Here is a 17719-nt window from a genome sequence, read left to right as displayed (position 1 = left end):
TCATGCAGCAACGCAGCGAGGTCTTTGCGCTGCTCGACGATTGCGACTCGACCGCCGACAGGCGGTCGAGTCGCCTTTACGCCAGCTTCTTGCACGAACGGTCGTGTCATGATCCCGCTCAACTCGACGAAGTCTGCGCGAGTGTTGATGCAGACCTGCGCGACGAACTGCACGCCGTCGTGCTCGCAGACTATGAATTTGGCCGCAACCTCCAGTTAGCGCAGCCCGGCAATGCCGCGCTGCGCTTTTTGTTGTTCCGCGAGTGCACGTTGTTGTCGCGTGAAGAAACCGAGAGTTGGCTCACCTCGCGCGATAACGGCCTGGCTGATCGGCCATCGGTGGCCGGGGTGGCGAACATCGAAGCGAGTGTGTCGCGCGATGCGTTCGAGCAAGCCATTGCGGCTGTTCAGGAAGCGTTGCTGGCAGGCGATTCTTATCAGGTCAACTACACGTTCCGTCTTGCCTTCGATGTGTTCGGTTCGACGATCGGGTTATATCGAAGGCTGAGGGAGCGGCAGCCGGTGCGTTATGGCGCGCTGATTGCGCTACCCGACGGACGCGATGTGCTGTCGTGCTCACCCGAGTTGTTCATCGAGCGCCAGGGCGATGTGATCCGAGCACGTCCGATGAAGGGCACGGCGCCGCGCAGCGTGGACCCCGAATGGCTGCGGCTCGATCCAAAGAATCGCGCCGAAAACCTGATGATCGTCGACCTGCTGCGTAACGACATGTCGCGTGTCGCGGTCACGGGAAGCGTGCAGGTGCCGCATTTGTTTTCGGTCGAGCCGTACAAGTCGGTTTGGCAGATGACGTCGACGGTAGAGGCGCGCTTGCTTCCCGGCACCACGTTCGCCGGCATACTCCGGGCGCTGCTGCCCTGCGGCTCGATCACGGGCGCGCCGAAGCACAACACAATGCAGTTGATCGACGCGCTGGAAAGCACGCCGCGCGGCATTTATACGGGCGCGATCGGCTGGCTGGATAAAAGCCGAGACTTCTGTTTGTCCGTGCCGATCCGCACGCTGGAAATACTGCGCGGCCGAGGCAAGATGGGCGTTGGCGGCGGCATTGTGCTGGATAGCATTGCCGCCGATGAATTCGAGGAGTGCGAATTGAAGGCCCAATTCCTGACCGGCTCCGATCCGGGCTTCCAACTCTTCGAGACCACTTTTGCTACACAGGAAGAGGGCGTTCGCTACGGAGATCGTCATCTTGCCCGGCTTGCCTCCAGCGCCGAATGGTGCGGTTTCCCGTTTGATCCGGTGAAGGTGCAGGAATGTATCGATGAAGCATGTGCGGGCTTTGAGGCGAAGACGGGTTATCGGTTGCGGATTGCGTTGAGCAAAAGCGGCGAGATTGCTGTGACGAGTGCGCCGCTCGTGCCGTTGGCGGCATCGGCGGTTGATGTTTTGCTGGCATCGGAACATGGCTTCGCAGCGCGATCGGCGGATGATCCTTTGCTCAGGCACAAGACGACGTCGCGTGAGGAATATGACCGCGCGTGGCGCGCGGCCGAAGCGCTAGGCGCGTTCGACATGCTGTTTTTTAACGAGCGCGGAGAGTTGACGGAAGGCGGCCGATCGAACGTGTTCGTGAGACTCAATGGCCGTTGGACCACACCGCCGCTTGACGCGGGAGTGTTGCCGGGCGTGATGCGCGGTGTATTGATCGAAGAGCTGGATGCCGAGGAACGCACGCTGACGCGTGAGGACCTGGACCGTGCGGAATCGTTGATGGTTTGCAACGCGCTGCGTGGCGCGATGCCGGCGCGGCTGAAGCGGTTGAGCTAAGCGGAAGCGAAATGTGTGCAGTAATGGGAACGCGATGAACACTCAAACGCGCCCCGACCATCGATGTCAGCAAAACCCCTTTAAAACGTATGCTCCGGCCCGGGAAACGTCTTCTCCCTGACAGCACGGACATATGCCTCGACGGCCGCAAAAATACTCGGCTGCCCTTGCATGAAGTCTTTAACAAACCGTGGCCGTTTGCCGGGGAAAATCCCGAGCATGTCGTGCAGCACAAGCACCTGGCCCGAACACTCGATCCCCGCGCCAATGCCAATCGTCGGGATGACCAACTGCTGCGTCACCTCGCGGGCCAGCAACGTAGGCACCGCTTCGATCACCAGCAACTGCGCGCCGGCGTCCTGGAACGCCTGAGCGTCGCGGCGCATTTGCTCGGCGCCGGCGTCGGTTTTCCCTTGCACCTTGAACCCGCCAAACGCGTGCACCGATTGCGGCGTCAAGCCCACATGCCCGCAAACAGGAATGGCCCGGTCAACCAGAAACTTGACTGTATCGGCGACCCATTCACCGCCTTCGATCTTCACCATTTGCGCACCCGCGCGCATCAACTGCACGGCGTTCGCATAAGTTTCCTCGCGCGAGCTGACCGTACCAAACGGCATATCGGCGACAACCAGCGCGTTCTTGTTGCCCCGTGCGACGGCGGCTGTGTGATAGGCAATATCGGCCAGTGTCACGGGCAGCGTCGTGCCATGCCCTTGCAGCACGTTTCCAAGCGAATCGCCGATCAGCAATACATCGACGCCCGCGCTATCCAGCAACGCGGAAAAACTTGCGTCGTAACACGTGAGCATCGCGATTTTTTCGCCGGCTTCGCGCATGGTCCTGAGCTTCGGGACGGTGATCGCGGTGCGGCTGGTTTCCTGCAAATACGCCATGAGAATTTCCACATCGACTAGATAAGAGACGGCACGCCTGCGCGCAAGCCGGACGGACTTAAAGTGACGTGCCCTTGACAAAGAATTCCTTGCGCCCACGCATGGTTTCAATGCGGTCTACCAGCAGCGCCAAATCGGCGTCCGATTCCAGCGGATTCAAATGCTCGGCGTTCACCGTAAGCAGCGGTGTCGCGTCGTAGTGATAGAAGAAGTCATTGTAGGCGTCGCAAAGGGCGCGCAGGTAGGCGTCGGGAATTTGCAGTTCCATCGGCAGCGCGCGCTTTTGAATGCGCGCGAACAACACCTCGGGACTTGCCTGCAAATACACGACCAGATCCGGCGCGGGCGCGGAAGCATCAATACGCCTGGTGATTTCCCGGAACAGCTCGAATTCGTCGTCGGGAAGCGTGAGGCGTGCGAACAGCGCGGTTTTATCGGTGAGGAAATCGGTGATGAGCGGCGCGCCGGCGTTTTGCCCGTGATGCCCCGGTGCACCCAGCAGCGCCGCCGCGATTTCCTGCGTTTGCTGCGCGCGCTGCAACGCGAACTGCAATTGCGTGGGCAGCGCGTAACGCGTGTTGTCGCGATAAAACCGCTCGAGAAACACGTTCTCCTGCGGGCGCTCGAACAGCGTGCGCATTGACCAGCGTTCGGCAAGCAAGCGCGCCAGCGTGGTCTTGCCGACGCCAATGGGCCCTTCAATCGCAATGTACCGATGCGGCGGGCGCAACTGCGGCGCGGTGACGGTAAGGGGCGACATGCTCATGGGCTATTCACCTTTCAGGCTTCGTGTCGCGAAATTCTAGGCTTCGCGTCGCGAAGTGCAGCGGGAAGCGAATAGCGGACACTGATGTGTCGCCACTTTTTCAATACGTTGATCCTGGACCGAAGCGAGAAATGCATCGGCGCGGCCACGTTGCGCGATGACGACATTGCGGTCGAGTTCGATCAAGGGCACGAGTGTAAACGCGCGCTCGGTGAGGCGCGGGTGCGGCACGACGAGATCGGCTTCCTCGACGCAGGAATCGCCATACAGGAGGATGTCGATATCGAGCGTACGCGGCGCGTTCCGGTACGGGCGCTCGCGTCCGAAATGGCTTTCTATGCCGTGGCACAGCCGCAGCAGCTGGCGTGCGGCCAGCGTGGTATCGATCTTGACGACACAATTGAAGTAGTCGTCGCCACCGGCGTCAACAGGCGCGGTGCGATAGAGGCTCGACTTCGCGAGCACGGTGATCGTGTGTTGCTGGGCAAGACACACCACTGTGTCTTTCAGGGTCTGGCGCGCGTCACCGAGGTTTGCGCCCAGGCCCAGATAAGCTACCGTCATGGCATGAATCCTACGACTGTCGTTCGGCGAAACACGACTCAAACGCGTTGGTCAAAACGCGCGCGGTCCGTGTCAATCGTCGCGCTGGCCACCACTTTCGTCGCCATACCGCACGTCACGCACGTCACGCTCTTCGCGAGCTGACCCTTCTGCGGTCGCGCCGCCCTGCATTCCGTCACCCGGTCCGCGGCTCCTGGCGTTGCTGCTACGCCGCCGTCGTTTCTTGGGTGCCCGGTCCTTCCCGCCTTGCGAAAGCAATGACTCCCGCGCAGCAGCGTCCCCTTCAATAAAATCCGTCCACCACTGCCCAACCGATGCATCCAGCTCACCGGATTCGCATCGCAGCAGGAGGAAATCATAACCCGCCCTAAACCTTTGGTGTTCCAGCAGCTTCATCGCGCTTCTGCCCGAGCGTTTTTCGAGCCGATGTTGCAGACCCCATATCTCGCGCATATCCGACGAAAAGCGCTTGTGGATAGCGAGCTTTTCGGTCTGCATGTCGAGCACGTCGTCCATCGCGCGATGCAGGGCGGGCACGGGGAATTCACCGGCCAGCGTGTATTGCTGCCAGCGAGTCTGCATGTCGTTCCAGAGCAGCGTGGCGAACAGGAAACCTGGCGATACACCCTTGCCGGCGCGCACGCGTTCGTCGGTATTGGTCAGTGCGAGCGTGATGAATTTCTCGCCGTGCGTCGATTCGAAAATCACGTCGAGCAGCGGCAGCACGCCGTGATGCAAACCTTCGGCGCGCAACCGCGTCAGGCACGCGAGCGCGTGGCCTGAGAGCAGCAGCTTGAGCATTTCGTCGAAGAGACGGGCTGCCGGCACGTTGCTGATCAGGTCGGCCAGTTCCGCGATCGGCGCACGCGTGGCGGGCTCGATCTCGAAGCCCAGCTTCGCGGCAAAACGTACAACCCGCAGCATGCGCACCGGATCTTCGCGATACCGCGTAGCCGGGTCGCCGATCATGCGCAGCAAACGCGCGCGGATGTCGGCCATGCCGTCGTGATAATCCAGCACGGTTTGCGTGGCCGGATCGTAATACATGGCGTTGATAGTGAAGTCCCGGCGCGTGGCGTCTTCGTGCTGCTCGCCCCACACGTTGTCGCGCAGCACGCGGCCGCTGGCATCGACCGCATGCGTGCGCGTGTCCATCTCGCCGCGCCGCAGGCGGGGCGGAGGCGGCGAGGGCGGAGCGTCGACAGGGGTATCGACGAGCGCGCGGAATGTCGACGTCTCGATGATGTCCTGTCCGAACTGCACGTGCACGATCTGGAATCGCCGGCCAATGATGCGCGCGCGGCGGAACAGCTTCTGCACCTGGTCGGGCGTGGCGTCCGTTGCAACGTCGAAATCCTTCGGCGCCACGTTCAGCAGCAGGTCGCGCACCGCGCCACCCACGATAAACGCGCGATGCCCGCCTTGCTGCAGGCCCTCGGTAACGCGAATCGCGTTCTTCGAGATCAGCGCCGGGTCGATGCCATGCACATCCGCCGACAGGATCACCGGCACGTTGGGATCGCGCTTCGCCGCGGCGGGCGTGGCTTTCTTGCGCGTGCTCTTGCGGGCGGGTTTTACATCGTCGGAGAGCGGGGCGGTTGCCGGGGTCTCTTCTTTGGCGCTTTCCTGGCCGAACAGCTTGCGGATGAGTTTTTTAATCACGTGGGGAGAAGATTTCCAGGATGCGCCAGCCGCGGGCTTGCGCATGGGCGCGCAGGGTGTCGTCGGGATTGGTCGCGATCGGGTCGGTGACTTTCTCGAGTAGAGGAATGTCGTTGTGCGAGTCGCTGTAGAAGTAGCTGTGTTCGAAGTCGGTCAGGCTTTTTCCCATCGACGCTAGCCACGCTTCGGTGCGTACGATCTTGCCCTCGCGATAGCTCGGCGTGCCCGTTGCGCGGCCGGTCAACTCGCCGTTAGGCACATTGTCGACCGTTTCGACCTCGCATGCGATCAACGCTTCAATTCCGAACGCCCGGCCTATTGGCGCCGTGATGAATGCGTTCGTGGCGGTGACGAGGCAGCAGAGATCGCCGGCTTGCTGGTGCTTGCGCACGAGTTCGAGCGCGGCGGGCGCAATGGCCGGCGTGATGATTTCGCGCATGAATTGCGCGTGCCAGTCGTCCAGTTGCGCGCGCGAATGCCTGGCGAGCGGTGAAAGCTGGGCGTTCAGGTACGCATGGATATCGAGCGTGCCGGCTTTGTAATCTTCGTAGAACGCGTCGTTTTGCTTCGCGAACTTCTCGGCGTCGACAATGCCGAGCTTCGCCATGAAGCGACCCCATTCGTGGTCGCTATCCGTCGGGATGAGAGTGTGATCGAGATCAAAAAGGGCTAGGTTCATGGGAGCGCATTTTACTTGAAGCGGGTGGAAGCGTTCGCTAGCTGCTCGCGGCGGGTTGATGGGCTTGAAAAGGGGCTAAAAAAGGGGCACTAAAAAAGCTCGGTCTGCGGACGGGGCGTGTCATCGTCCGTCTTGCCTTCTTTGGCGGCGAGCATGGTGCGTAATAACGGCAGCGTCACCGCGCGCTTTTGTTCCAGCGAAAAGCGGTCGAGTTCATCGAGCAGGGTCATCAGGCTGGGCATGTCGCGGCGAAAATGGGTGAGCAGGTAAGCGGGGACGTCGTCCGCCAGCGCAATGCCGCGCTCGCGTGCCGCGTGTTTCAGCGCACCGGCCTTGCTTTCGTCGGAGAGGGGCGTGAGCTGGAACACGAGTCCCCAGCCGAGCCGCGTGCGCAAATCTTCTCTCACCGATAACCCCAGCGGCGCCACATTGCCGGTTGCCACCAGCGCGCTTGCCGGATGCGCGCGCACTTCGTTGAACAGATTGAAGAGCGCAATTTGCTGGGCGCCCGAGAGCCGCTCGCAGTCGTCGATGGCGTAGACGCTGGCTTTCGGATCGAACGTGAAAGCGGCCAGCGGCGCCTGCGGGCTCAGGAAGCGCGCCCGGCCGTTCGCTTCGTGCACCAGCGCTTGCAGCAGATGGCTGCGGCCACTGCCGGCTTCCCCCCACACATAGAAGGTCCGGTCGGCCACGGGGCCGGCTGCGAGCGCACCGTCGAGTTCGCGCAGACGGGTCACCAGTTCATGGTTGCCGGCGGCGAAAAAATTATCGAAGGTGGCGAGCGGCGGCGTGCCGAGATCGAGCGTCAGTTGGCGTTGCACGGGCAATCGGTTCCGTCAGGGCGTATCTTGAAAAGCGGCGCGCTCAGTATGCCGATGCCCGGTTTATGCCGTGGCGAAAGGCGTTGAGCGCAGGGTCGAGTTTCCAGCCGGATGGGCGCGAGTCTCGAAAAGGGTCTGGTGCGGTCTTTCGGAGTCAGGGCCGCGAACAGCGAGAAATCCGGCCGGGCGGCTGGCATCGGTTAAAATCTCATTTTACCGACCTTCTCGCCGATCCCCCATGAATCAACCGAAATCCGCCCCAGACGCCCAAGGTTTGTCCTATCGCGACGCGGGCGTGGACATCGATGCCGGCGACGCACTTGTCGACCGGATCAAGCCCTTTGCCAAAAAAACCATGCGCGACGGCGTGTTGGGCGGCATTGGCGGATTCGGCGCGCTGTTCGAAGTCCCCAAGCGGTACAAGGAGCCGGTGCTGGTGTCCGGCACGGACGGCGTGGGCACGAAGCTGCGGCTGGCGTTCCAGTTGAACAAGCATGACACCGTAGGGCAGGATCTGGTCGCCATGAGCGTCAACGACATCCTGGTGCAGGGTGCCGAGCCGTTGTTTTTCCTCGATTATTTCGCTTGCGGCAAGTTGGACGTGGATACGGCCGCGACCGTGGTGCAGGGCATTGCGCAGGGTTGCGAGCTGGCCGGGTGTGCGTTGATTGGCGGTGAAACGGCTGAAATGCCGGGCATGTATCCGGACGGCGAGTACGATCTGGCCGGGTTTGCGGTGGGCGCCGTTGAGAAAAGCAAGATTATCGATGGCTCGACCATTCAGCCTGGCGACGTCGTATTGGGTCTTGCTTCGTCCGGCATCCATTCGAATGGGTATTCGCTGGTGCGCAAGATCATTGAGCGCGCTCAGCCTGACCTGAACGCCGACTTCGATGGCCGTTCGCTTGCCGACGCGTTGATGGCGCCTACGCATATTTACGTGAAGCCGTTGTTGTCGCTGATGTCGCAGATGGCCGTGAAGGGCATGGCGCATATCACTGGTGGCGGCCTGGTTGAAAACATTCCGCGGGTTTTGCGCGATGGCCTGACGGTTGAACTGGATCACCGGGCGTGGCCATTGCCGCCGTTGTTCTCGTGGCTGCAGAAGCATGGCGGCGTGGCCGATGCGGAAATGCATCGGGTGTTCAACTGCGGGATCGGGATGGTCGTGGTGGTGGCCGCCGGCGACGTTGAAGCCGCGACGGCGCTTTTGTCGGCGGCTGGAGAGCAAGTCTGGTCGATCGGCGTGGTGCGCGATTCACTGCCGGGTGAAGCTCAGACGGTGGTGGTTTAAAGTTTGAATTTCCGTTCGCGCCGGCGGATTCCACCGGCGCGAACGACCTCAAACCACCGGCATTGGCGCCAGCAACGCCTCAATATCCTCGGCAGAAAACTTCGCTGCCCCGGCTGCGTCCTCACGCAAAATGCTATCGGCGAGAGCGGCTTTGCGGCCCTGCATTGCCACAATCCGTTCTTCAATACTCCCCGCCACGATCAGCTTGTAGACAAACACCGGCTTCAATTGCCCAATCCGGTGCGCCCGGTCCGTCGCCTGATTCTCCGCCGCCGGATTCCACCATGGATCGTAATGAATCACCGTGTCCGCAGCCGTCAGATTCAACCCCACGCCACCCGCTTTCAGGCTGATCAGGAATAACGGCACTTCACCGTCCTGGAAGCGCTTAACCGGCGTAATCCGATCCGTGGTGTCTCCCGTCAACGTGACATACGGAAGCCCGGCTTTATCGAGCGCGGCGGCAATGATCGCCAGCATTCCGGTGAACTGGGAAAACAGCAGCACCCGGCGCCCTTCCTCAAGCAACTCCGGCAACATATCGAGTAACAAATCGAGTTTCGCCGATTCCTCCACACGCCCGGCCCGCGTCAGCTTCACCAGTGCGGGATCGCAACAAACCTGCCGCAGCTTGAGCAGCGCTTCGAGCACAACAATATGGCTGCGCGCCAGCCCTTGATCCGCTACCGCCATCCGCACTTTTTCCTGCATCGCGATCCGCACCGTCTCGTACAGATCGCGCTGCGCACCCTCAAGCGCCACCGTCCGCACAATGGTCGTTTTCTGCGGCAATTCCTTCGCGACCTCATCCTTTCTTCGACGCAGCATGAATGGCCGAATCCGGCGCACCAGCAAATCGCGCCGCACCGGGTCGTCGTACTTTTCGATCGGCGTGCGCCAGCGTTTCGTGAAGTCTTTCTGCGTGCCAAGGAAACCGGGCAGCAGGAAATCGAATTGTGCCCACAGCTCACCCAGGTGGTTTTCCAGGGGCGTGCCGGTCAGGCACAACCGATGCCGCGCGCGCAAATCGCGAATGCCCTTCGCGGCCTTGGTCGCGACGTTCTTCACTATCTGCGCTTCATCGAGGATCAGCAGGTGGTATTCGTGCAGCGCCAGCATGGCCTGATCGCGCCACAGCAGCGGGTACGTGGTCAGCACGAGATCGTGCTCGCCAATCTGGTCGAAACGTTCCTTGCGCTGCGGGCCATGCAGGTCCAGCACCCGCAAATCAGGCGCGAATTTTTTCGCTTCCTCACGCCAGTTGTGAATCAGCGTGGTTGGCAACACCACCAGCACCGGCTGGTCCAGCCGTCCCGACTCCTTCTCGACCAGGATGTGTGCCAGCGTCTGCACGGTCTTGCCGAGGCCCATGTCGTCGGCTAGAACGCCCGACAGATTGCGCTCGCGCAAATACTGCATCCAGTTGAGCCCTTCGCGCTGGTACCCGCGAAGCTCGGCGCGCAAGCCGCGCGGCACGGGCACTTCCCGCAAGCCCGGCCCTTCCTGCAAACGCCGGGCAAGCTCACGAATGGAAAGGTCGCCGTGGAATTGCCAGCGGCCCGTGTCGCTGAGCGCTTCCAGCCGTCCGGCGTCCTGCTCGGAAACACGCAGCGGATGGGTGGCGAGGGTATCGAAGAGATCGATCAACACGCGCACCACGGGCTTGATTCGTGCCGCCCGCACCCGCAGCCGCTCGCCCAAATCGGTCTTCAGCTCGATGCCTTCTTCGTCCGGGATTGAATCGATGGCGCCCGCGAGCCAGCGCCGGTCGCGCTGGAACAGGTCGGCCAGCAGCGGTTCGAGCCGCACGCTGCGCTCACCTACGACAATGCCGAGCTCCAGGTCGAACCAGCCATCGGTGCCCTGACGCGCGGTGCCCTGGATGTCATCGATCTCAATGAAGTCGAAGCGAAATTCCGGCGACATGCTCACGCGCCAGCCGTTCTCGCGCAACTCGGGCAGCGCGTCGTTGGTGAACACGGCCCATGCGTCGGGCACCGGCAAGCCGAGCACGCCATTGGGAATGGGCTTGGGGCCGAACCGCTGATGCGAAGGAATCTGGCGGAAGCCAAGGTCGTAGAGCGAGGCCAGGTAACGCGCCTCCACGTCGTGCCGGCGCTTCACCTGGACCATCTCGCCGGACGCCGCGCGCATGACCGTGGTGGCGCGCGTGGGGTCGATGCTGAAGCCATCGTAATCGAAACTGACGAGAGCAAAATCGAGCACGTTCGCGGCAGTGCGCTCGTCGCGGGACCGCCAGCTGCTGTTGACCGGCCGTGTATCGAGCAGGAGCACCGGCACCGGTTCCGAATCGACAATATGCACGTTCAGCGTTTCCTGCTCCGGCGGCGGGGGCAGGTCGGAGTCGACTTCACGCAGCATTGCGCTCACCAGCGGCGCTTCGGCCAGCGAGATGGGCGGCATCGACAAATAGTCGGCCAGTTGCCGGGCAGGTTGCGGCATATCGACAACGCCCGCTTCGAGCGTTTGCGCGTCGGCAAACCAGAGCGGTTCGGTAGGAATGACCAGCGTGGCGGGCGGCTCGGTTTGAAGCACGGGACGCACGCGATCGTCCAAGTCGGGTGTCCACTCGATCCGTCCCGGCCGTTGCTGAGCTTCGCGCAGCGGCCGGCGCGGCTCCGCGGCGTCGTGATCGGCCGGCATGGCGCTGAACAACCGTCCTGTTGCCAGCATGCGCTGCATCAGATCCGCGCCTTCTTCGCCGTGCAGCCCGAAGCCACCGAAATCGTTGCGGGTACGTCCAATGACAAGCCCGCGCACGATGCTCATGTCTTCGTCGCTGACGAACTTCGGCTGCTTGACCAGCGCCGCGTCCAGATTGGTCCAAGGCCGGTCGAGCGTTTGGAATGATCCGTCCGGGCTGAGCCGCACCTTATACAGTGCGACTTCGGCGGTGCGCATGATGCGCGACGTTCCCAGCAGATAAACGAGCGCGAGCGTACCGCCCGACTCGCCGGGCTTTTTTGCGGCGGTGTTGCGAGTGGAGGCGAACCGCGAGCGGAATCCTTCAAGCCAGCCCGCTACTTCGGGGCGCACGGTTTCGGACTCGCGCGGTCTGTCCGCGGCGCTCGCGAGCAATACGGCGGCAGCGTGCTTGCAGCCGTATCCCACCGGGCACGAACAATGACCCTGCGCGGACAGATTGCCGTGGTGATCGTTGAACGTCACTTCCACGATATAAGGCTGGCGTTGCGTGCCTTGAACGTTGGCGCGCAGCACGTCTTCGTCCCAATGCAGACGCGTCACTTCATCCACATACGAGCGTGCCTTGGCAACGGTATGCGAGCCGAGCCACTTGATGATCTGAGCCGTGTCGTACACAAACGCCGGCATCAGCAAACCCGCCCGTGCATGGCCGTTCCCGTCTCAGCCCGTTCTGCCGCCATCCGCTCAATCACCGTCTACTCACCGTTCCCTTCTTTCCAATAGTTCCAGCAAGCCACGCAACGCGTAGGCCGCCGCCTGGGTGCGGATCTGTTCGCGATCGCCCTTGAATTGCTGCGTCTCCACCGCCGTGTGCAGGCGGTTGCTCCATGCAAAAGACACCATGCCGACGGGCTTTGTTTCCGTACCGCCACCGGGTCCGGCCACGCCCGTAATAGACAGCGAGACCTGCGCCCGGCTATTTCTCAGCGCACCTTCCGCCATGGCTTTGGCGACCGGTTCGCTGACCGCGCCGTGGCGATCGATCATGTCGGCCGGCACGCCGATCATCTCGATCTTCGCCAGGTTCGAATAGGTCACGAAGCCGCGTTCGAACCATGCGCTGCTGCCGGAAATATCGGTCATGGCGGCAGCCACCAACCCCCCGGTGCACGATTCGGCAGTCGCGAGCATCAGGCGCTCGTCGCGCAGTTTGTTGCCGACACGGATGGCGAGTTGGTGGACGACGTTATCGGTAGCCATGGCAAAGCCTCGGGTGGAGCGCTCGAAAGACGTGAGACGCAGGCAAGACGGAAATCAAACGGTCATGCGCCACAGCGCAATCACGAGCAGCGTGAAGAACGCAGCGGCGATATCGTCGAACATGATGCCGAAACCGCCTTTCAACTGGCGGTCGAAATACCGGATGGGCGGCGGTTTCACCATGTCGAAGAAACGGAACACGATGAACGCCCACAACTGCCCGGTGAACGTGGCCGGCGTGACGAACAGCAACACCAGCCAGAACGCGATGATCTCGTCCCACACCACCGGTGAGGGATCGGAAATGCCCATTTTCTTCGCCGTGAAACCGCAGAACCAGCAGCCGGCCACGAACCCCACGGCAATCAGCACAGCCCATTCGGCGACCGTCAGGTGCGGGTTGAACACCACGAACGACACCCACGCGAACAAGGTGCCGACGGTGCCGGGTGCGATTGGCGACAAGCCGCTGCCGAAACCCAGCGACAGGATATGCAGCGGATGGGAGAACATGAAGCGCGCACTTGTCCGGCGCGACGGCTTTGCGCGGGGTGTGTCGTCGATTGTGTCGATGATCGGATCAGTCTGCATGAAAATGGTCGAAGCCCGTGTCTGGGAAAGAAACCGGACCAGTGTTGTCGTGCCAGCCGATGGCCGGCACGTCGCGCGGCGCGCCCGCCGGGGCTGCGCTGAACGCGCCGGAAGCCGTTCGTCCTTCGGCGGCCGGACCCTCGATTGTACCGATACGAGTCAACAAAACTTTCTGCGCTGTTCCTATCCGCTCGATTTCGGCCCTCGCGGCAACAGGCGCGGTGAAGCAGAGTTCGTAGTCGTCGCCGCCGGCCAGGATGCAATGCACCTGCGTGGCCGCGGGCAGGCTGGCGAGCGTGCCGGAGCGGGGCACCTGATCGATATTCACCGTCGCGCGAACATTCGAGCGCTTCAGGATATGGAGCAGGTCACCGGCGAGACCGTCGGAGATATCGAGCGCCGCGTGCGCGATGCCCCGCAACGCCATGCCGAGCGCCACGCGGGGTTCGGGCTGTTCGAGCGCCTTGATAGCAATGGCTTCGTCGGCGGGGTCCTTCAGCGACCATTCGTCACGGCGGATTCCCAGCCCGGCGCGCGCACCGCCGAGTACGCCGGACACCCAGATATCATCGCCCGGACGCGCTGCGTCCCGACGCAGCGCAAGCGCCACGGGGACATCGCCGAACACGGTAATGCTGATGCACACGTGCGGACCACTGGTCGTATCGCCGCCAATCAGCTCGCAGCCGTACTGGTTGGCCATCTGGAAAAGACCGCTGCTGAATGCTTCGAGCCAGCTTTCGTCGGCTTTCGGCATCGACAAAGCAAGGGCGAACGCGCGCGGCTTCGCGCCCATGGCGGCGAGGTCCGACAGGTTCACCGCCAGCGCCTTGTAACCGAGTGCCCACGGGGAGACATCGGGGAAGAAATGGCGGCCCGAGACCAGCATGTCTGTGGAAATTGCCAGGTGCTCACCGCGCTTCGGCGCGAGCAGCGCGCAGTCGTCACCAATGCCGAGCGTCGCCTTCGGCTCGTCGTCCGTCGCCGGGAACGTGGCGGCGGGCTGGGAGAAATATCGTTCGATCAGGGAAAACTCTGAGAGCATCGGCAATCCGGCAATGTCGGGAGAGAGTTGGGGACGATGCGCGCGTGTTGACGCGCGTTTCATCTCAATAAGGGAATTTTGCGGCGTGAACCCGCTGCTGGCTTGGCGTTCATGCTGCTTCTCGGGGCCTTGTCCAAATGGGCTATGTGCCGTGTATTGCCGGTATCACCGATCGGGACGGACTTTGATTGGCGCTACAATGCGTTCGAACTTCTATTCTAATCTCGCCTAAAGCCAGACGCCTCATGACCACTCCTGCCGATAGCGCCAAAGCCAAACTCCGCGAAGCCGCGCTCGATTACCACGAGTTTCCCACCCCCGGCAAAATCGCGATTGCCCCCACCAAGCAGATGATCAACCAGCGAGATCTCGCGCTGGCGTATTCGCCGGGCGTGGCTTTCGCGTGCGAGGAAATCGTCGCCAATCCGCTGAATGCCGCGCGTTTTACCGCGCGCAGCAACCTGGTCGGCGTCGTGACAAACGGCACCGCGGTGCTCGGGCTCGGCAATATCGGCCCGCTCGCGTCGAAGCCCGTCATGGAAGGCAAGGCGGTGCTGTTCAAGAAGTTTGCCGGTATCGACGTGTTCGACATCGAGCTGAACGAAATGGACCCGCTGAAGCTCGTGGACGTGATCGCCGCGCTTGAACCCACGTTCGGCGGCATCAACCTGGAAGACATCAAGGCGCCGGATTGCTTCATCGTCGAGAGAGAATGCCGCAAGCGCATGAAGATTCCGGTGTTTCACGACGACCAGCACGGCACGGCTATCGTGGTCGCGGCCGCTATCACCAACGGCCTGGTCGTGGTCGGCAAGAAGATTGAAGAAGTGAAGCTGGTCGCCTCGGGTGCGGGCGCGGCAGCCCTGGCCTGTCTGGACCTGCTGGTTGAACTCGGCATGAAGCTGGAAAACATCTTCGTGACGGATCTGGCCGGCGTGGTCTACAAGGGCCGCGTGGAACTGATGGACCCGGACAAGGAACGGTTTGCGCGCGAAACCTCGGCGCGTACGCTGGCCGAGGTGATGGAAGGCGCCGACGTATTTCTGGGCCTGTCCGCCGGCGGCGTGCTGAAGCAGGAGATGGTCAAGGGCATGGCGCAAAAGCCGCTGATTCTTGCGCTCGCCAACCCGACACCGGAAATCCTGCCGGAACTCGCGCTCGAAGTTCGCCCGGATGCCGTGCTTGCTACAGGCCGCACGGACTACCCGAATCAGGTCAACAACGTCCTGTGTTTCCCGTTCATTTTCCGTGGCGCGCTGGATGCCGGCGCGAGCACGATCACGCGCGAGATGGAAATAGCCGCGGTGAACGCGATCGCGGAACTGGCGCGGCAGGAACAAAGCGATATCGTCGCAACGGCTTACGGCATCCAGGACCTGTCGTTTGGTCCCGAGTACCTGATTCCGAAACCATTCGATCCGCGCCTGATCGTGAAGATCGCACCGGCCGTGGCCAAGGCTGCCATGGAGTCAGGCGTAGCCACGCGTCCTATTGAAGACATGGACGCGTACGAACAGCACCTGCAGCAGTTCGTCTATCACAGCGGCACGACCATGAAACCTGTGTTCCAGCTCGCGCGTAGCGTGGAGCCGGACAAGAAGCGCATTGTGTTCGCCGAAGGTGAAGAAGAGCGCGTGCTGCGCGCGGTCCAGATCGCGGTGGACGAGAAGATCGCCAAGCCGATCCTGATCGGACGCCCGGCCGTGATCGCGCAGCGCATCACGAAGTACGGCTTGCGTTTGACGGCGGGCGTGGACTTCACGGTGGTGGATACGGATCACGACGAGCGGTACCGCGACTTCTGGCAGACGTATCACACCATGATGGCGCGCAAGGGTATCAGCGAGCAAATGGCGAAGCTGGAGATGCGCCGCCGCACCACGTTGATCGGCGCGATGCTGGTCAAGAAGGGCGAAGCGGACGGCATGATCTGCGGCACGATCAGCACGACGCATCGCCACCTGCATTTCGTCGATCAGGTGATCGGCAAGAAGGAAGGCTGCAGCGTCTACGCGGCAATGAATGCGCTGGTGTTGCCGGGCCGGCAGATCTTCATTGTCGATACGCACGTGAACGTGGACCCGACCCCGGAGCAACTCTGCGAGATCACGATCATGGCGGCGGAAGAGGTGCGCCGCTTCGGCATCGCGCCGAAGATCGCGCTGCTTTCGCATTCGAACTTCGGCACGAGCAACGCGCCGACAGCGATCAAGATGCGTGACACACTGGCGTTGCTGCGCGAGCGTGCGCCGGATCTGGACGTGGACGGCGAAATGCACGGCGACGTGGCGCTGGATGCCAATCTGCGCCGCGAAGTCCTGCCGGAATCAACGCTGGTGGGTGACGCGAATTTGCTCGTACTGCCGAACATTGACGCCGCGAATATTTCGTACAACCTGCTGAAGACAGCCGCCGGCAATAACATCGCCATTGGCCCGATCCTGCTGGGCGCGGCTCAGCCCGTGCATGTGCTGACGGCGTCGGCCACGGTGCGCCGGATCGTCAACATGACGGCGTTGCTGGTGGCGGACGCAACGGCTGTGGCACGGTAAGCGCCTTAACGTCCGAACGCCCGCGCAGGGCTGGCGGGTTCGGGCGGAACTTCAGTGAGAGGGATTGCGGGAGGGATTGCGACAAGTAGTCGCCATCCCTCTTTTTATTTGTGCGTCGATCGCGCCGTACGGTTGAAGGGAGTGATCGGACTAGTGATCTGATCAATGATCGGATTCCTGATGGTTGCGCTGAATCGGCCGACGAGAACGAATCATCGAACGAAAAAAAGCGTGCCGGATGATCCGGCACGCTTTGAGGCATGCAAGGGGATTTGCTTTCTCCTCCAAACAGCGATGGCGCCGGCTTTGCACCGTGGGAGCTTCGCGAGAGAGGCGAAACTGGTTCCACTCCCCAAACCACGCATGAAGTCATTATTAACCTGCTAAAGATAAAAATATCTCAATTTTATCTTAAATATAATCTGGCCCTATTTTATGGATCACGGACATAAAACCGGCGGCAGGCCGCATGCAACGGTCAGATAAGCTGCAACGCCCGCCCAAAAAATTGGCATCTTCCGAACCGACATTGATTCCGCGTGTCATTAGCGATACCCTTACGTCTTTAATGGTCGTCATATTTTTGGGTTCAAAGCGGGGACAGGTTTGGTGAAGCGCGCATGGTTTTGTGGGTTTATCGTGGCGCTTTCCTGGGTGTTGAGCGGCTGCGGGAAAAGCGGGCCGGATTCCCAAAGCCCGGCTGCGAATGCCTCTGCAGTAGCGTCGCAGGCGGAACCGCCGCACGTGTTGCAAGACAAGGACAAGCTGAAAAGCGATCCGCGCGCAGGGAACTGGCGCGATACCGCATCAACGGGTTCGGAACCGTCGCAGACTACTGTCGACGCCGCGCAATTGCCCAAACAGGCCATTGTGACGCTGCGGCGGATCGAGGCTGGCGGACCTTTCCCGTATGAAAAAGACGGCATCGTGTTCGGCAACCGCGAGCGTATCCTGCCGCCGCACCCGCGCGGCTTTTACCACGAATACACCGTTCCTACGCCGCGCGCCCGCGATCGCGGCGCACGTCGGATCGTATGTGGCGGGCCTCGTCGGCAGATCGACAACTGCTTCTATACCGACGACCATTACGTGAGTTTTAAACGCATTGCGGGATTAACTTCGGGATGAACGG

The 17719-nt window shown here is 61.8% G+C and carries 14 protein-coding genes; 4 read left to right on the top strand and 10 right to left on the bottom strand.

Annotated elements, in window-relative coordinates:
* The first annotated feature begins 2 nt into the window (after positions 1 to 2).
* Complete coding sequence (gene pabB / locus ABH944_RS00550; protein WP_404603919.1) at positions 3 to 1790, top strand: aminodeoxychorismate synthase component I; 1788 nt, start codon at positions 3 to 5, stop codon at positions 1788 to 1790.
* Between the two features lie 80 nt (positions 1791 to 1870).
* Here the strand turns inward: pabB and panB are convergent, their stop codons facing one another.
* The 6 genes from panB to hda form a co-directional block, all read right to left on the bottom strand.
* Positions 1871 to 2686 (bottom strand): 3-methyl-2-oxobutanoate hydroxymethyltransferase, encoded by an 816-nt coding sequence (panB, locus tag ABH944_RS00545; protein ID WP_404603918.1) that lies wholly within the window; start codon positions 2684 to 2686, stop codon positions 1871 to 1873.
* A gap of 58 nt (positions 2687 to 2744) precedes the next feature.
* Complete coding sequence (locus tag ABH944_RS00540) at positions 2745 to 3452, bottom strand: deoxynucleoside kinase (protein WP_404603917.1); 708 nt, start codon at positions 3450 to 3452, stop codon at positions 2745 to 2747.
* Between the two features lie 36 nt (positions 3453 to 3488).
* Positions 3489 to 4016 (bottom strand): 2-amino-4-hydroxy-6-hydroxymethyldihydropteridine diphosphokinase, encoded by a 528-nt coding sequence (gene folK, locus ABH944_RS00535; protein WP_404603916.1) that lies wholly within the window; start codon positions 4014 to 4016, stop codon positions 3489 to 3491.
* Between the two features lie 72 nt (positions 4017 to 4088).
* The gene (gene pcnB, locus ABH944_RS00530) at positions 4089 to 5678 is read right to left on the bottom strand and encodes a polynucleotide adenylyltransferase PcnB (RefSeq protein ID WP_404603915.1); all 1590 of its coding nucleotides are present in this window, start codon (positions 5676 to 5678) and stop codon (positions 4089 to 4091) included.
* Complete coding sequence (locus ABH944_RS00525) at positions 5671 to 6357, bottom strand: histidinol-phosphatase (protein ID WP_404603914.1); 687 nt, start codon at positions 6355 to 6357, stop codon at positions 5671 to 5673. The genes pcnB and ABH944_RS00525 overlap by 8 nt, the downstream gene beginning before the upstream one ends.
* Positions 6358 to 6446: 89 nt before the next feature.
* Positions 6447 to 7184 (bottom strand): DnaA regulatory inactivator Hda, encoded by a 738-nt coding sequence (gene hda / locus ABH944_RS00520; RefSeq protein WP_404603913.1) that lies wholly within the window; start codon positions 7182 to 7184, stop codon positions 6447 to 6449.
* Positions 7185 to 7416: 232 nt separating this feature from the next.
* Here hda and purM point away from each other — a divergent pair, with 232 nt between their 5' ends.
* The gene (gene purM, locus ABH944_RS00515) at positions 7417 to 8472 is read left to right on the top strand and encodes a phosphoribosylformylglycinamidine cyclo-ligase (protein ID WP_097261007.1); all 1056 of its coding nucleotides are present in this window, start codon (positions 7417 to 7419) and stop codon (positions 8470 to 8472) included.
* Positions 8473 to 8520: 48 nt separating this feature from the next.
* Here purM and ABH944_RS00510 read toward each other — a convergent pair whose 3' ends face one another.
* The 4 genes from ABH944_RS00510 to thiL all read right to left on the bottom strand — a co-directional run bounded on the left by ABH944_RS00510 (position 8521) and on the right by thiL (position 14035).
* The gene (locus ABH944_RS00510; protein WP_404603912.1) at positions 8521 to 11826 is read right to left on the bottom strand and encodes a DEAD/DEAH box helicase; all 3306 of its coding nucleotides are present in this window, start codon (positions 11824 to 11826) and stop codon (positions 8521 to 8523) included.
* Positions 11827 to 11898: 72 nt separating this feature from the next.
* Positions 11899 to 12399, bottom strand: coding sequence for a CinA family protein (locus tag ABH944_RS00505; RefSeq protein WP_404603911.1), 501 nt, complete (start codon positions 12397 to 12399; stop codon positions 11899 to 11901).
* Positions 12400 to 12453: 54 nt separating this feature from the next.
* Positions 12454 to 12990 (bottom strand): phosphatidylglycerophosphatase A family protein, encoded by a 537-nt coding sequence (locus ABH944_RS00500; RefSeq protein ID WP_404603910.1) that lies wholly within the window; start codon positions 12988 to 12990, stop codon positions 12454 to 12456.
* Complete coding sequence (thiL, locus tag ABH944_RS00495; protein ID WP_404603909.1) at positions 12980 to 14035, bottom strand: thiamine-phosphate kinase; 1056 nt, start codon at positions 14033 to 14035, stop codon at positions 12980 to 12982. The genes ABH944_RS00500 and thiL overlap by 11 nt, the downstream gene beginning before the upstream one ends.
* 245 nt (positions 14036 to 14280) lie before the next feature.
* On the opposite strand from thiL, the gene ABH944_RS00490 reads away from it, so the two are divergent.
* Positions 14281 to 16587: an NADP-dependent malic enzyme gene (locus tag ABH944_RS00490; RefSeq protein WP_404603908.1), complete on the top strand. Its 2307-nt coding sequence runs from the start codon at positions 14281 to 14283 to the stop codon at positions 16585 to 16587.
* A 609-nt stretch (positions 16588 to 17196) separates the two neighbouring features.
* The gene (locus tag ABH944_RS00485) at positions 17197 to 17715 is read left to right on the top strand and encodes a ribonuclease (protein WP_404603907.1); all 519 of its coding nucleotides are present in this window, start codon (positions 17197 to 17199) and stop codon (positions 17713 to 17715) included.
* Positions 17716 to 17719: the final 4 nt, after the last annotated feature.

Source organism: Caballeronia udeis (genome assembly GCF_044909315.1).
GTDB classification, from domain to species: domain Bacteria; phylum Pseudomonadota; class Gammaproteobacteria; order Burkholderiales; family Burkholderiaceae; genus Caballeronia; species Caballeronia udeis_A.
The sequence above is the reverse complement of the archived record's forward strand: the minus strand, read 5'-3'. Positions and strand labels throughout refer to the sequence as shown.

Excerpts from the sequence above, each read along its gene's own strand:
- ABH944_RS00540 (WP_404603917.1), bottom strand. The coding sequence starts at position 3,452 with ATGAGCATGTCGCCCCTTACCGTCACCGCGCCGCAGTTGCGCCCGCCG.
- thiL (WP_404603909.1), bottom strand. The coding sequence starts at position 14,035 with ATGCTCTCAGAGTTTTCCCTGATCGAACGATATTTCTCCCAGCCCGCC.
- ABH944_RS00525 (WP_404603914.1), bottom strand. The coding sequence starts at position 6,357 with ATGAACCTAGCCCTTTTTGATCTCGATCACACTCTCATCCCGACGGAT.
- purM (WP_097261007.1), top strand. The coding sequence starts at position 7,417 with ATGAATCAACCGAAATCCGCCCCAGACGCCCAAGGTTTGTCCTATCGC.
- ABH944_RS00510 (WP_404603912.1), bottom strand. The coding sequence starts at position 11,826 with ATGCCGGCGTTTGTGTACGACACGGCTCAGATCATCAAGTGGCTCGGC.
- ABH944_RS00500 (WP_404603910.1), bottom strand. The coding sequence starts at position 12,990 with ATGCAGACTGATCCGATCATCGACACAATCGACGACACACCCCGCGCA.
- panB (WP_404603918.1), bottom strand. The coding sequence starts at position 2,686 with ATGGCGTATTTGCAGGAAACCAGCCGCACCGCGATCACCGTCCCGAAG.
- folK (WP_404603916.1), bottom strand. The coding sequence starts at position 4,016 with ATGACGGTAGCTTATCTGGGCCTGGGCGCAAACCTCGGTGACGCGCGC.
- ABH944_RS00505 (WP_404603911.1), bottom strand. The coding sequence starts at position 12,399 with ATGGCTACCGATAACGTCGTCCACCAACTCGCCATCCGTGTCGGCAAC.
- ABH944_RS00490 (WP_404603908.1), top strand. The coding sequence starts at position 14,281 with ATGACCACTCCTGCCGATAGCGCCAAAGCCAAACTCCGCGAAGCCGCG.
- pabB (WP_404603919.1), top strand. The coding sequence starts at position 3 with ATGCAGCAACGCAGCGAGGTCTTTGCGCTGCTCGACGATTGCGACTCG.